Raw genomic sequence first — 13,405 nt, 5'->3', positions numbered from 1 at the left:
CGACCTTGACTGCAACCTCCGCCCGGATCATCGCGGTCGACACCTACGACGTCCGCTTCCCGACCTCACGGGAACTGGACGGCTCGGACGCGATGAACCCGGACCCCGACTACTCCGCCGCCTACGTCGTGCTGCGCACCGACGCCGGCGACGGGCTCGAAGGCCACGGCTTCACCTTCACCATCGGACGCGGCAACGACGTCCAGGTCGCCGCGATCAACGCACTGCGCCCCCATGTGCTGGGACGGTCCGTGACGGAGCTGTGCGCCGACCCGGGCTCGCTCAGCCGGGACCTGATCGGCGACAGCCAGCTGCGCTGGCTCGGCCCCGAGAAGGGCGTGATGCACATGGCGATCGGAGCCGTGCTGAACGCCGTGTGGGACCTCACCGCCAAGCGGGAGGGCAAGCCGCTGTGGCAGCTGCTCGCCCACGCCTCGCCGGAATGGCTGGTGTCCCAGGTCGACTTCCGCTACATCGCCGACGCCCTCACCCCCGAGGACGCCCTCACCCTGCTGCGCGAGGGCCGAGCGGGACTCGCCGAGCGCGAGGCGGTACTGCTGGCGCGCGGCTACCCGGGTTACACCACCTCCCCCGGCTGGCTCGGCTACTCCGACGACAAGCTCACCCGGCTCGCCAAGCAGGCCGTCGCCGACGGCTTCACCCAGATCAAGCTCAAGGTCGGCGCCGACCTCGACGACGACATCCGACGCATGCGCGCCGCCCGTGCCGCCGTCGGCGACGGCATCCGCATCGCCATCGACGCCAACCAGCGCTGGAACGTGGGCGAGGCGATCGACTGGACCCGCGCACTCGCCGAATTCGACCCGTACTGGATCGAGGAGCCCACCAGCCCCGACGACATCCTCGGCCACGCCTCCGTACGCCAGGCAGTGGCGCCGGTGAAGGTCGCCACCGGCGAGCATGTGCACAACCGCGTCATCTTCAAGCAGCTCCTCCAGGCCGACGCCATCGACGTCCTCCAGATCGACGCGGCCCGGGTCGGCGGGGTCAACGAGAACCTCGCCATCCTGCTGCTCGCCGCCAAGTTCGGGGTGCCGGTGTGCCCGCACGCCGGCGGGGTCGGGCTGTGCGAACTGGTCCAGCACCTGTCGATGTTCGACTTCCTGGCGCTGTCCGGCACGACGGAGAACCGGGTCATCGAATACGTCGACCACCTCCACCAGCACTTCATCGAGCCCGTGGTGATGCGTGAAGGTCACTACACCGCTCCGCTCGCCCCGGGCTTCTCCGCGACCATGCGGCAGGAGTCCCTCGCCGAGTACCGCTTCCCGGACGGCACGTTCTGGGTCGCCGACCGCGCCGAAGGCTCCGGACAGCAGGAGGATGTGGCATGACCGACCTGACAGGGCTGAGGGCCGTCGTCACCGGAGGTGCCGCCGGCATCGGCCTGGCCACGGTCCGCGCACTGGTCGCGCAGGGCGCGGTGGTCGCCGTGCTCGACCTCGAACCCGCCGGTGTGCCACGGCCGTTGCTCGCTCTCAAGACCGACGTCAGCGACGACGCCTCGGTACGCGGCGGCGTGGAGGCCGCGGCTGAGAGGCTCGGCGGCATCGACATCCTCGTCAACAACGCCGGCATCGGCGCCCAGGGCACCGTCGAGGACAACCCCGACGAGCAGTGGCACCGCGTCCTGGACGTCAACGTCCTCGGCATGGTCCGCACCACCCGGGCGGCCCTGCCCCATCTGCGCCGGTCCGCACACGCTGCGGTGGTCAACACGTGCTCCATCGCGGCCACCGCCGGTCTGCCCCAGCGCGCCCTGTACTCCGCCAGCAAGGGCGCCGTGCAGTCGCTCACCCTGGCGATGGCCGCGGACCACGTGCGTGAGGGCATCCGCGTCAACTGCGTCAACCCGGGCACCGCCGACACCCCCTGGGTGGGCCGGCTGCTGGACGCCGCCGACGATCCCGAGGCCGAGCGCGCCGCCCTCAACGCCCGCCAGCCCATGGGCCGTCTGGTGAGCGCCGACGAGGTCGCCGCCGCCATCGTCTACCTCGCGAGCCCCGCCGCGGCGTCCGTCACCGGCACCGCGCTCGCGGTGGACGGCGGCATGCAGGGGCTGCGGCTGCGCCCGGCGGGCCAGTCGTGAGGACCACCCCGCTGGGTGGCAGCGCGGTCGAGGTCACCCCACTCGCGCTCGGCTGCGCGGGCCTCGGCAACCTCTACCAGCCGGTCGCCGACGAGACCGCCCTCGCCACCGTCGAGGCAGCCTGGGACGCCGGGATCCGCACCTTCGACACCGCGCCCCACTACGGGCTCGGCCTGTCGGAACGACGGCTCGGCGCCGCGCTGCGCGGCCGCCCCCGGGACACGTACACCGTCTCCACCAAGGTGGGCCGGCTGCTCGTGCCGAACCCGGAGGGCGGCTCCGGCGACGACCTCGCCCACGGCTTCGCCGTACCGGCGACACAGCGCCGTGTCTGGGACTTCAGCGCAGACGGGGTGCTGCGCTCCCTGGAGGCGAGCCTGGACCGCCTCGGCCTCGACCGGATCGACGTGGCCCTGCTGCACGACCCGGACGACCACGCCGAGCAGGCCCTGCGCGAGGCGTACCCAGCGCTGGAGCGGCTGCGCGCGGAAGGCGTGGTGGGGGCCATCGGCGTCGGCATGAACCAGTCGGCGCTGCCCGCCCGCTTCCTGCGCGAGACCGACATCGACGTGGTGCTGCTGGCCGGCCGCTACACCCTGCTGGACCAGGACGGCCTCGCCGAGCTGCTGCCGGAGGCCGCGGCCCGCGGCCGGAGCGTCGTCATCGGCGGCGTCTTCAACTCCGGGCTGCTGATCGCCCCGCAGCCGGGTGCCATGTACGACTACGCTCCGGCGCCCCGGCCGGTGCTGGACCGTGCGCTGCGCCTGCTGGAGGTCACCGAGCGCCACGGTGTCCCGCTGCGCGCCGCCGCCCTGCGGTTCCCCTTCGGTCACCCCGCGGTCGCGAGCGTCCTGACGGGCGCCCGCTCCCCCGGGGAGGTGCGCGACACCGTGGAACAGCTGAGGCATCAGATCCCGGACGCGCTGTGGGAGGAGCTGCGCGCCGAGGGGCTGCTGGCCTCGGGCACCCCCGTTCCCGTGGCCACGTCGTCGATGGAGCCGTCATGAGGATCGCCCTGCACACCAAGGTCCGCGCGGACCGAGTCGAGGAGTACGAGGCGGCGCACCGCGAGGTGCCCGTCGAACTCACCGACGCGATCCGCGCCGCCGGGGCCACTTCCTGGACGATCTGGCGCAGCGGCACCGACCTCTTCCATGTCCTGGAGGTCGAGGACTACCCGGCGATGCTCGCCGAACTGGAGAAGCTCCCGGTCAACATGGTCTGGCAGGCGCGGATGGGCGAGCTGCTGGACATCGTCCACGACTACTCCACCGAGGGCGCCGACGCCGGCCTGCCCGTCGTATGGGAACTGCCATGACCCTCGTGGACGCGCACCACCACCTATGGGACCTGTCGGTGCGGGACCAGGACTGGATCGACGAAGACAGCCCGCTGCGACGGGACTTCACGATCGAGGACCTCACCGCCGAGGCGCGCGCGGTCGGAGTCGAGCGCACGGTCCTCGTCCAGACGATCACCGTGCCGGAGGAAACCCCGGAGTTCCTCGCCCTCGCGGCGCGGCACGACCTGATCGCGGGTGTCGTCGGCTGGACCGACCTCACCCGCCCGGACGTCGCCGACGAACTGGCCCGGCTGCGCGAACTCCCAGGCGGCGTCTACCTCAAGGGCATCCGCCACCAGGTCCAGGGTGAGCTGGACCCGGAGTGGCTGCTGCGTCCGGACGTACTCCGGGGCCTGACCGCCGTGGCCGACGCGGGCCTGGTCTACGACCTCGTCGTCCTGCCCCACCAACTCCCGGCCTGCGTCAAAGCGGCGGCCTCGCTGCCCGAACTCACCTTCGTCCTGGACCACTTGGGCAAGCCGCCCATCGCCTCTGGCGCCCTGGAACCCTGGGCGTCCGGCGTCCGCGCCCTCGCCGCCCTCCCCAACACCGTCTGCAAACTCTCCGGCATGGTCACCGAAGCCGACTGGGGCTCCTGGACCATCGAGCACCTCAAGCCGTACGCCGACACGGTGCTGCACGCCTTCGGCCCCCGGCGCCTCATGTTCGGCTCCGACTGGCCCGTGTGCACACTCGCGGCCAGCTACGGCGAAGTCCTGGACGCCGCACACCAGTTGACCGACGCCCGCGACCGCGCGGAGTTCTTCGGGGGCACCGCCGTGCGGACGTACGGGCTGACTAGGAACCACCCATGCGCATAGCTCTCTTCATCACCTGCTTCAACGACACCATGTTCCCGAGCACCGGCCGGGCGGTGATCACACTCCTGGAACGCCTCGGCCACACCGTCGAGTTCCCGCAGGACCAGACGTGCTGCGGCCAGATGCACTTCAACACCGGCTACCGCCCCGAGGCCATGCCCATGGTGCGCCGTTTCGCGGAGGTCTTCGCGGGTTACGACGCCGTGGTCACCCCGTCCGGCTCCTGCGCCGGCATGGTGCGCGAGAACCACCCGGTCCTGGCCGCCCAGTACGGGGACGACGGTCTCGCCGAGGCGGTCGAGCGGGTGGTGCCGAAGGTGTACGAGCTGTCGGAACTGCTGGTCGACGTCCTCGGGATCACCGATGTCGGCGCGTACTTCCCGCACCGGGTCACCTACCACCCGACCTGTCACTCACTGCGCATGCTGCGCGTGGGCGACCGGCCGCTCCAGCTGCTGCGCGCGGTGAAGGGCATCGACCTCGTCGAACTGCCCGACGCCGAGTCCTGCTGCGGCTTCGGCGGCACCTTCGCGCTGAAGAACGCCGACGTCTCCAACGCGATGCTGGCCGACAAGATGCGCCACGTGCAGAACACCGGCGCCGAGGTCCTGACCGCGGGCGACAACTCCTGCCTGATGCACATCGGCGGCGGCCTGTCCCGCCTCCGTACCGGCGTCGGGACCATGCACCTGGCCGAGATCCTGGCCTCCACGGAAGGGGACACAAGGTGAGCGGCGCCGACAACGTCGTATGGCTGGGCACCCCCGCCTTCCCGGAGGCCGCGCGCACCGCGCTCGCCGACACCCGGATGCGGACGAACCTGCGCCGGGCCACCGGCACCATCCGCGACAAGCGGCTGGCGGTCGCCGCCGAGCTGGACGACTGGGAGGAGTTGCGGGAGAGGGCCGCGACGATCAAACGGCACACCCTGCGCCACCTCGACCACCATCTCCTGCGGCTGGAGAAGGCGGTGACCGCCGCGGGCGGCACCGTGCACTGGGCGACGGACGCCGCCGAGGCCAACCGCATCGTCACCGACCTGGTGAAGGCGACCGGCGGCAGTGACATGGACAAGCGTGAGGTCGTCAAGGTCAAGTCCATGGCGACCCAGGAGATCGGCCTCAACGAGGCGCTCGCCGACGCGGGCATCCGCGCCTACGAGACCGACCTCGCCGAACTCATCGTGCAGTTGGGTGAGGACCGGCCCTCCCACATCCTCGTACCGGCCATCCACCGGGGCCGCTCCGAGATCCGGGAGATCTTCCTGCGGCAGATGGGCGAGTGGGGCCGGCCGGCCCCCGAGCAACTCACCGACGATCCGGCCGAGTTGGCCGAAGCGGCCCGGCTCCATCTGCGGGAGAAGTTCCTCCGGGCCAAGGTGGCCGTCTCCGGCGCCAACTTCGCCGCCGCCGACACCGGCACCGTGGTGGTCGTGGAGTCGGAGGGCAACGGGCGGATGTGCCTGACCCTGCCGGAGACCCTGATCACCGTCATGGGCATCGAGAAGGTCCTGCCGTCCTTCGCCGACCTGGACGTCTTCCTCCAGCTCCTCCCCCGCTCGTCGACCGGCGAGCGCATGAACCCGTACACCTCCCTGTGGACCGGTGTCACCGAGGGCGACGGACCCCAGGACTTCCACCTGGTGCTCCTCGACAACGGCCGCACCGCCACCCTGGCCGACGAGGTGGGCCGCCAGGCGCTGAACTGCATCCGCTGCTCGGCCTGTCTGAACGTGTGCCCCGTGTACGAGCGCACCGGCGGCCACGCCTACGGCTCGGTCTACCCCGGACCCATCGGCGCCGTCCTCACCCCGCAGCTCGTCGGCGTCGAGAACGCGGCCTCGCTGCCCTTCGCCTCCACCCTGTGCGGCGCCTGCTACGACGCCTGCCCCGTGAAGATCAACATCCCTGAGGTGCTGGTCCATCTGCGTGCCGAGGCCGTGGAGAGCAAGCGCCGGGACGGACTGCTGCCCACGCCCGAGGCCCTGGCCATGAAGGCCGCGGCGATGGTGCTCTCCTCCCCGAAGCGCCTGGCGGCCGCGCAGAAGCTCGCCGCCCTCGGGGGCCGCCTGCTCGCCCGGGACGGCCGGATCGGCTCCCTGCCGGGTCCGCTCGCCCGCTGGGCCGGCACCCGGGACACGCCGGCGCCGGCCCGGGAGTCGCTGCGTGCGTGGTGGCGCCGTACCAGGACGACGACCCGGGACGAAGGCCGTACGACGGCGGAAGAGAAGGGGTCACGATGAGCGGCCGCGAGACAGTCCTCGACGCGGTGAGGTCGGCTCTGGGAGATGTACCGGGCTCCGAGAGCCCCGACGACGTACCGGTTGCGCCGGGTCGTCGCGCGGACCACGCGGGGCCGGACATCATCGGGCTGTTCACCCAGCGCGCCGCGGAATACCGCGCCACGGTGGTCCGGGTGCCGGCGGCTGACGCGGCGGTCGCCGTCGGGCGCGCGTTGGCACGCACCGGGGCGCGGTCGGTGGTTCTGCCACCGGGCCTGCCCGAGGACCTCGTCCCCGAGGGGCCCTGGTCGCCGCTGGAGGACGTCCCGCCGCTGACGGTGGACCAACTCGACGGGGTGAGTGCCGTGATCACCACTGTCGCGGTGGCCATCGCCGTGATCGGGACCGTCATCCTCGACCACGGCCCCGGGCAGGGGCGCAGGGCCCTGACCCTGCTGCCGGACCAGCACGTCTGCGTGGTTCTGGCCAGTCAGATCGCTCCCGACGTGCCCGAGGCGCTGAGTCTGCTGGACCCGTACCGGCCGCTGACGCTCATCTCTGGGCCCTCGGCCACCAGTGACATCGAACTGGACCGGGTGGAAGGCGTGCACGGCCCTCGTGTCCTGGACATCGTCGTGCTCGACGACGCGTAACGGCCCGCCGCCGGGGGCTGGTTGCGGCTCGCGCGAGCCGCAACGCCGCCCAGTGGATTCCGCTGCGGGCGCCTGCCGGTCGGTAGGCGCCCGCAGCGCGTTCACGAAGCTCTACGACCGTCAGCCGGCCGCGCTGAACGTCCACAGCAGGTTGTTGCTCTGCTGCCACGTCCACTGCTTGGTCGTGGCCCCCGCGGCGACCGTGCCGCCGCCGTCGAGGACCAGTCCCGTGGTGCGGTTGGCGATCGAGTACCGACCGTCGCCGCGGTGGGTGATCTGCCACTGCTGGTTGTTGCCGCCGTTCCAGGCCGCCTGCCGGGCCGGAGCACCGTTGGCGGTGGAACCCCAGCCATCGGCGACCATCCCGTTGGTGCGGTTGACGAGCCTGTAGTAGCCGTTGCCGAGGTCGATCGCCTGCCACTGAAGATTGCCGCTGCTTATCGGTTCCCACTGCTTCAGGTTGGAGCCGCTGGCGACGTTGCCGCCGCTGTCCAGTACGAGGCCGTTCGTGACGTTGGCCAGGCGGAAGTACGTGGCCGGGTTGAAGGTCACCTTGAGCGAGGCGATGACGTCGTTGTTGTCGGTCTGCCGAAGGTCGGCGGCGTTCGACGTGAACGTCCAGGCGGTGCCGGTGAAGTTGTCGCCGGAGTAGCCGGTGACCTGGAAGCCGTCGGGCACCAGGATGGAGGAGGTCATGGCGGGCCCCAGGCCGGCGGCGGACAGCTGGGCGGACGTGTAGCCGCCCAGCGCGAGAACGGCGCGGGAGCCTTGATAGTTGACGTTCTGGAACACCGTCGGTGAGACCCGCACCGGCATGCCCTGGACCTCGACGCACACCACGGAGTCACTGGCGTTGGGCGCACTGGTCGGCACGGTGACGTTGATCTGGTCGGTGACGGTGTAGGAGAGCGAGACCGAGGGGTTGTTCAGCAGGTAGACGCGGCTGATCGTGTTGTCGAGCCGCGGAATCCGGAGCTGGCCGTTCGTGGGCCAGGTGAAGACATGGGCGAAGAGCTTGCCGCTCTTCTTGGTGATCTTCCCCCACGACGGTTCGGTGACGAACGGGCTGCCGCTCGTGCCGTGGATGCTGTCGCTGTACGTCGACATCCATGAGGCCACGCCGTTGAGGACCGTCTGGGAACCGGCGGTGACCGAGCCGTCGCCCTTGGGGCCGATGTTCAACAGGAGGTTGCCGTCCCGGGAGACCACCGTGACGAGCTCTTGGACGATGTCCTTCACGGATCTGTAGGAGTTCTCCTTCGACGCGTCGTATCCCCAGGCGCCGTTCATGGTGGCGCACCGCTCCCAGGGCCGGCTCATCGGCATGGCGGGTATGCCGAACTCCGCGCACGCGTAGTCACCGAGACCGTGGTCCCGCTTGACCCGCTCGTTGACGATGAGGCCGGGCTTGCGGGCGATCAGCCAGTTGTAGAGGTCGACGCCGTCCGCTGTCAGCCACCAGTCCTCCAGGGTGGGGCTGGAAGGCTCGGCGAACCAGTCTCCGTCGAACCAGAGCAGCGCCGGGTCGTAGCGGTCCAGCAACTCCTGGAGCTGCGCCTTCATGTCGGCGATGTAGGCGGTGCGGGCGGCCTGCGACGACATCGTGGTGAGACCGCTCTCGTGACGGTCGGTCTGGGACGGGTGGTTCCAGTCGAGGATCGAGTAGTAGAGGCAGAACTTGATGCCCCGGCTCTCGCACTCCGTCTTGAGGTCCATGAGCAGGTCGGTCTGGACGCCACCGAAGTCGTGCAGGTTGTACTGCTTGGAGCCGGTGCTGTCGGTGAAGCCCGCCACGTCGGAGTTCCACATCGCGTAGCCCTCGTGGTGCTTGGAGGTGATCACGAGGTACTTCATGCCGGCGTTCTCGGCCAGTTCGGCGATGGCGGCGGCGTTGAACTGGGTCGGGTTGAAGTGCTCGGTGACCTGGGTCTGGTAGTCCGACTTGCTCCAGTTCTGACCGTCGAACGCCCACTCGCCCTGGCCGAGCTGCGAGTAGGACCCGAAGTGGATGAACATCCCGAACCGGGCCTGGTACCACCAGTCCATCTTCGAGGGGACGGTGTACGCCTCGGCGGCGGAGGGCCACAGGGCCTGCGGCAGCCCGAAGGCCGCCACTCCTCCGGCAAGGGCGACGGCCTTCATCAGAGAGCGTCTGCTGAGGGAGGCAGAGGACATGGTGCGGCTCCATGTGTGTGGGGAGAGCAGGGCGATAGGTGCGTCGCCCGGCAGTAGACATCGGATGGATTTATAGGAGGCTGACACCTGCCGCGTCTACAGGTGGGACGAGATTCGCCCAAAGCATGGAGCTTTACTGGCGGTTACGGGGTGCCAGCCTGAGTACGGGGCCCGCCCTCACGAACCCCGTCGCCTATACATCGGATCTCTTGAGGGCTACTGTCTGCATCAGAGACCAGCCCGGGACCGTGGCCAGGTAGGCCCGCGGTGTGCTCGTCGGAGGTCACACCGGGCGCTGTCTCCGTCGGCAGCTGTCCGTCGTCGGTGACGTCCAAGGCGCCGAGCCCGGTGGTGCCCAGAGGGGGCGGCGAAGTGAAACGGCGCCTCGGGCTGCGGCGAAGACGTGGCGACCGAAGACAGTCGCCCGATCTGGTCCCCGTACGGTCGGGTGCAATCCTCCAAGTCCCCTACGCCGAGAGCTCGTCGAGGGTCCTGGGCTGGCTGGCGAACGCCGCCCGTTACCCCGTCAACTCCCTGACCACGTACCTGAAACCGGACGGCGTGGGCAAGGGCCTGCTCACCGCCCGCCAGGGTCACGGAGCCCCCAACCCCAAACAGATCAGAGCCGCTTCGCAGGCCGCCTCCGCGATCGCCGCGGAGATCAACGGCTTCCCCGGCTCCAACGTCGGCGAACCGATGGGCGCCGCGGTCTCCGCCAACCTAGGTGTCAACCCGTCACTGACGATCACCGCCCAGGCCGGGCGGGCCATGTCGTACTGGCCCCGACAACGAGTGCACGGCCAAGGCCGGGTCGGTGTTCGTGGGCAGCGGTCGCGGCAGGAACCGCGGCCGCTGCCTGTGCGGCGCCGCCGTCAGGGCTTGATCGGCTTGACCTTCTCGTCAACTCCGTTCACCCGCACGGTGACGTGCCCTTGGTTCCGGGCCCGATCGGCCACGATCTTGTACGACGTGACCTTGCCGTCCCGCCACTCGCAGCTGACCTCGTACCCACCGCGGGCGCGGAGTCCGGTGAAGGAACCCTTGGCCTTCCAGTCGTCGGGCAGAGCGGGCAGCAGGTGGATGACGCCCTCGTGGCTCTGGAGGAGCATCTCCGCCACGGCGGCCGAGATGCCGAAGTTGCCGTCCATCTGGAACGGAGGGTGGTTGCAGAACAGGTTGGGCAGCGTGTTGTAGGTGAGCAGTCCGCGCAGCATGATCTGGGCGCGTGGGCCGTCGCCGAGGCGGGCGAAGAGGGCCGCCCTCCAGGGCCAGGTCCATGAGCGGCGGCTGTCACCCGACACCGTTCCGGCCGTGAACGGCACGCCTTCCTTCTCCCCGCATCGCGCCTTGAGCGAGACGAGCGCCGCTTCCGCGAAGTCGGGTGTCTTCGGGGTGATCTGGCGGCCCGGATAGACGGCGAAGAGGTGGGAGGTGTGGCGGTGGATGTCGGTGGGGCTGTCGATGTCCTCCTGCCACTCCTGCAACTGACCCCACTTGCCGATCTTGTTCGGCGCCAGGCGCGCCTGCATGTCCACGACCTTGGCCCGGTAGACGGGGTCGGCCTCGAGCGCCGCCTCGCAGTCGAGGTAGTTCTGGAACAGGTCCCAGATGATCTGCTGGTCGTACATCACGCCGTCCTCGCGCGGCCCGTGTTCGGGCGACCAGCCGTTCGGTGAGACGAGGAGTCCGTCCTCGCGCTCCTTGAGCTGGTCCTCCCAGAACTCGCAGATCTCCTTGATCATCGGGTAGGCGACGGTACGGAGATACCTCATGTCCTGGGTGAACGCCCAGTGCTCGTACAGGTGTTGGGCGTACCAGGCGCTCGCTACGGTGTTCCACTCCCACGCGTTGCCGCCGAAGACGCTCTGGCTGGTGCGGGCGGTCCAGCCGCGCGTGTCGTCGCCGAAGGCGTTGCGGGTCGCCACGCGGCTGGGGACCGCGACCTCCTTGATGAACCCGACGAGGGCCTCATGGCACTCGGTCAGGTTCGTCGTCTCGGCCGCCCAGTAGTTCATCTGGATGTTGATGTTGGTGTGGTAGTCGGAGGCCCAGGCCGGCGCGTTGCTGTCGTTCCACAGACCCTGGAGGTTGGCCGGCAGGCCCTTCGGACGGGAGGAGCTGATCAGCAGGTACCGGCCGTAGTCGAACATCGCCTGTTCGAGGGTCGGGTCCTGCTGTCCGGACGCGTACCGGGCCAGCCGGGCGCTGGTCGGCAGGGCGAGGACGGCCTCGTCGGAGGTGCCCCAGCTGACGGCGACGCGGTTCATGAGCGCGCGCATCGCGGCGGTGTGCTCGTCGCGCAGCTCGTCGTAGGACCGGGCCGCCGCCTTGGCGAGCGCACCGGCGATGACCGGTCCGGGATCGGCGCCGCGCCACCCCGCTGCGGCGTCGAGCTTGTAGTCGGTGCGGGCGTCGAGGAGCAGCGTCAGGGTCGTACAACCGGTGAACCGGAGCACCGACCCGTCGACATCGAAGTCGCCGTCGGCGTCCACGACCTGGACGGTGCACGCGTGTGTGAGCCCGTTGCCCATGACACCGCGGAAGGCGATCCGCCGGCCGTCGGCTTCGGCGGTCGCCGGAGCCCCGTCCTGTCCGGACGTCAGGGAGATGGTTCCGGAGAGTCCCCGGTCGCTGTCCGACGTGTACCGGAAGACCATGACGTCCGCGGGCCGGCTGACGAAGGCCTCCCTCACAACGCGCCGTCCCGGTCCGCCGAACCGGGTGACGTGGACGCCCTGCACGAAGTCCAGCGCACGCTGGTAGTCGACGACCGTGCGCTGCGTGCGCGTGTCGAAGCCCGTGCCCGCGAGGGCGACCTCGGCGATCTGGAAGCCGGTGGACGTCTCGCCGGGGGTGAAGGTGAGCCGGTAGGTGCGGTAGGCGGTGCTGTTGGTGATCCGGAAGGTCCTGGTCTCACCGCGGTCGGCAAAGGGCGCGCCGGGGTGCTGCGTGTCGAGGGTCACCCAGGTCTGCCCGTCCTGGGACGCCTCAAGAGCCCATCGCCGTGGGTCGTCCTGCGGACGGTCCGGGGCCGCTGTCAGCGCGTACGAGGTGACGGCGACCGCGCGGGACAGCTCGGCCTGCCAGGCGATCGCCGGTGCGGCGGCGTCGACCCGCCACACCGTGGCCGGATCGCGGTCCACCGAACGTGAGATGTCCGCGGTCCGGGACCCGGTGCCGGATCCCTCGGAGTGCTTGGTCGGCGACGACAGGTAGACGGCGCCGCCCGTGAGATCGACGCCGGACAGAGCGATCTCGCTCACCTGGAAGTGGCTGACCCCCGCTTTGGGGACGAAGTCGAAGCGGTAGAAGCGGTAGGCCCCGGTGTCGGCGCAGGTGAATTCCTTGGTCTGGAAGCGGCTCTCGAAGGGAGCGCCCAGGGTGCGGTCGTCGAGCGTGGTCCAGGTGGCGCCGTCGGCGGAACCGGAGAGCGTCCACTCCTGCGGGTCGCGCTGCGGCACGTCGTTGGCACTCGTCAGACGGTAGGACGCCACCTCGACGGGGTCGGCGAGTTCGACCTGCCACCGCACCTTCGAACCGGGCCCCACGATGCACCACTTGGTGCTCGAGTTGCCGTCGTACGACTTGTCGACACCTTCCGACGAGGAGGTGTTGTACGGCCCTCCGGGCGCCGTGACCTTCGGGCGGGCGGCGAAGGTGACGACCAGGTCACCGAAGTTCCGGTACGAGCCGAACCCGGTCATGCCGGTGTCGAAGGCGCTGTCCGGCTTGCCCGCGAGGGCGTTGTCGTAGTTGTTGACGCCGCCCCACAGGCTCTGTTCGTTGAGCTGGATGCGCTCCTGGTCGGGGTCGGCGAAGAGCATGGCGCCGAGCCGGCCGTTACCGATGGGCAGAGCCTGCGACTGCCAGTCCGTGGCGGGGACGGGATACTTCAGGGCCCTGCGCGACAGGGTCGGCCATTGGACGTCCGCCGACGCGGCGGAGACGGCGGCGACGGCCTGTCCCGCGGGGGTTGTGCCGGTCAGTTGAGTGACCAGAGGCGCGAGGGCGAGGGCACCACCGAACTTCAGGATGCTTCTTCGCTGCGGTTGGGACGCATGAGTCACGGCAAGGTCTCCCAGC

The 13,405-nt window shown here is 70.0% G+C and carries 10 protein-coding genes and 1 pseudogene; 9 read left to right on the top strand and 2 right to left on the bottom strand.

Annotation, left to right across the window (positions count from 1 at the left end):
• The first annotated feature begins 5 nt into the window (after positions 1-5).
• The 8 genes from OG866_RS42575 to OG866_RS42540 are packed head-to-tail and all read left to right on the top strand — an operon-like array spanning position 6 to position 7,147.
• The gene (locus OG866_RS42575; RefSeq protein WP_329343204.1) at positions 6-1,355 is read left to right on the top strand and encodes an L-fuconate dehydratase; all 1,350 of its coding nucleotides are present in this window, start codon (positions 6-8) and stop codon (positions 1,353-1,355) included.
• Complete coding sequence (locus OG866_RS42570) at positions 1,352-2,110, top strand: SDR family NAD(P)-dependent oxidoreductase (protein WP_329343202.1); 759 nt, start codon at positions 1,352-1,354, stop codon at positions 2,108-2,110. The genes OG866_RS42575 and OG866_RS42570 overlap by 4 nt, the downstream gene beginning before the upstream one ends.
• Positions 2,107-3,117, top strand: coding sequence for an aldo/keto reductase (locus OG866_RS42565; RefSeq protein ID WP_329343200.1), 1,011 nt, complete (start codon positions 2,107-2,109; stop codon positions 3,115-3,117). Before OG866_RS42570 ends, OG866_RS42565 begins: the two co-directional genes overlap by 4 nt.
• Entirely contained in the window at positions 3,114-3,428 is a 315-nt protein-coding gene (locus tag OG866_RS42560; protein ID WP_329343199.1) for an L-rhamnose mutarotase, read from the top strand. Before OG866_RS42565 ends, OG866_RS42560 begins: the two co-directional genes overlap by 4 nt.
• Positions 3,425-4,273: an amidohydrolase family protein gene (locus OG866_RS42555; RefSeq protein ID WP_329343197.1), complete on the top strand. Its 849-nt coding sequence runs from the start codon at positions 3,425-3,427 to the stop codon at positions 4,271-4,273. Before OG866_RS42560 ends, OG866_RS42555 begins: the two co-directional genes overlap by 4 nt.
• Positions 4,264-5,004: a (Fe-S)-binding protein gene (locus tag OG866_RS42550; RefSeq protein ID WP_329343196.1), complete on the top strand. Its 741-nt coding sequence runs from the start codon at positions 4,264-4,266 to the stop codon at positions 5,002-5,004. The genes OG866_RS42555 and OG866_RS42550 overlap by 10 nt, the downstream gene beginning before the upstream one ends.
• Positions 5,001-6,515, top strand: coding sequence for a LutB/LldF family L-lactate oxidation iron-sulfur protein (locus tag OG866_RS42545; RefSeq protein ID WP_329343194.1), 1,515 nt, complete (start codon positions 5,001-5,003; stop codon positions 6,513-6,515). The genes OG866_RS42550 and OG866_RS42545 overlap by 4 nt, the downstream gene beginning before the upstream one ends.
• Positions 6,512-7,147, top strand: coding sequence for a LutC/YkgG family protein (locus OG866_RS42540; protein WP_329343192.1), 636 nt, complete (start codon positions 6,512-6,514; stop codon positions 7,145-7,147). Before OG866_RS42545 ends, OG866_RS42540 begins: the two co-directional genes overlap by 4 nt.
• Before the next feature lie 120 nt (positions 7,148-7,267).
• Here the strand turns inward: OG866_RS42540 and OG866_RS42535 are convergent, their stop codons facing one another.
• Entirely contained in the window at positions 7,268-9,322 is a 2,055-nt protein-coding gene (locus OG866_RS42535) for an alpha-L-fucosidase (protein ID WP_329343191.1), read from the bottom strand.
• A gap of 417 nt (positions 9,323-9,739) precedes the next feature.
• Here OG866_RS42535 and OG866_RS42530 point away from each other — a divergent pair.
• Positions 9,740-10,231, top strand: a pseudogene (locus OG866_RS42530) (cholesterol oxidase); the annotation flags it as partial.
• On the opposite strand, the gene OG866_RS42525 reads toward OG866_RS42530, so the two are convergent.
• A complete protein-coding gene (locus OG866_RS42525) occupies positions 10,195-13,389 on the bottom strand; it encodes a glycosyl hydrolase family 95 catalytic domain-containing protein (protein WP_329343190.1) in 3,195 nt (1,064 codons plus the stop codon). The pseudogene OG866_RS42530 and the gene OG866_RS42525 sit on opposite strands and share 37 nt — an antisense overlap.
• Positions 13,390-13,405: the final 16 nt, after the last annotated feature.

This window comes from Streptomyces sp. NBC_00663, assembly GCF_036226885.1.
Lineage (GTDB): Bacteria > Actinomycetota > Actinomycetes > Streptomycetales > Streptomycetaceae > Streptomyces.
Note: the sequence above shows the minus strand (reverse complement) of the source record. Positions and strands in the feature narration are given on the sequence as shown.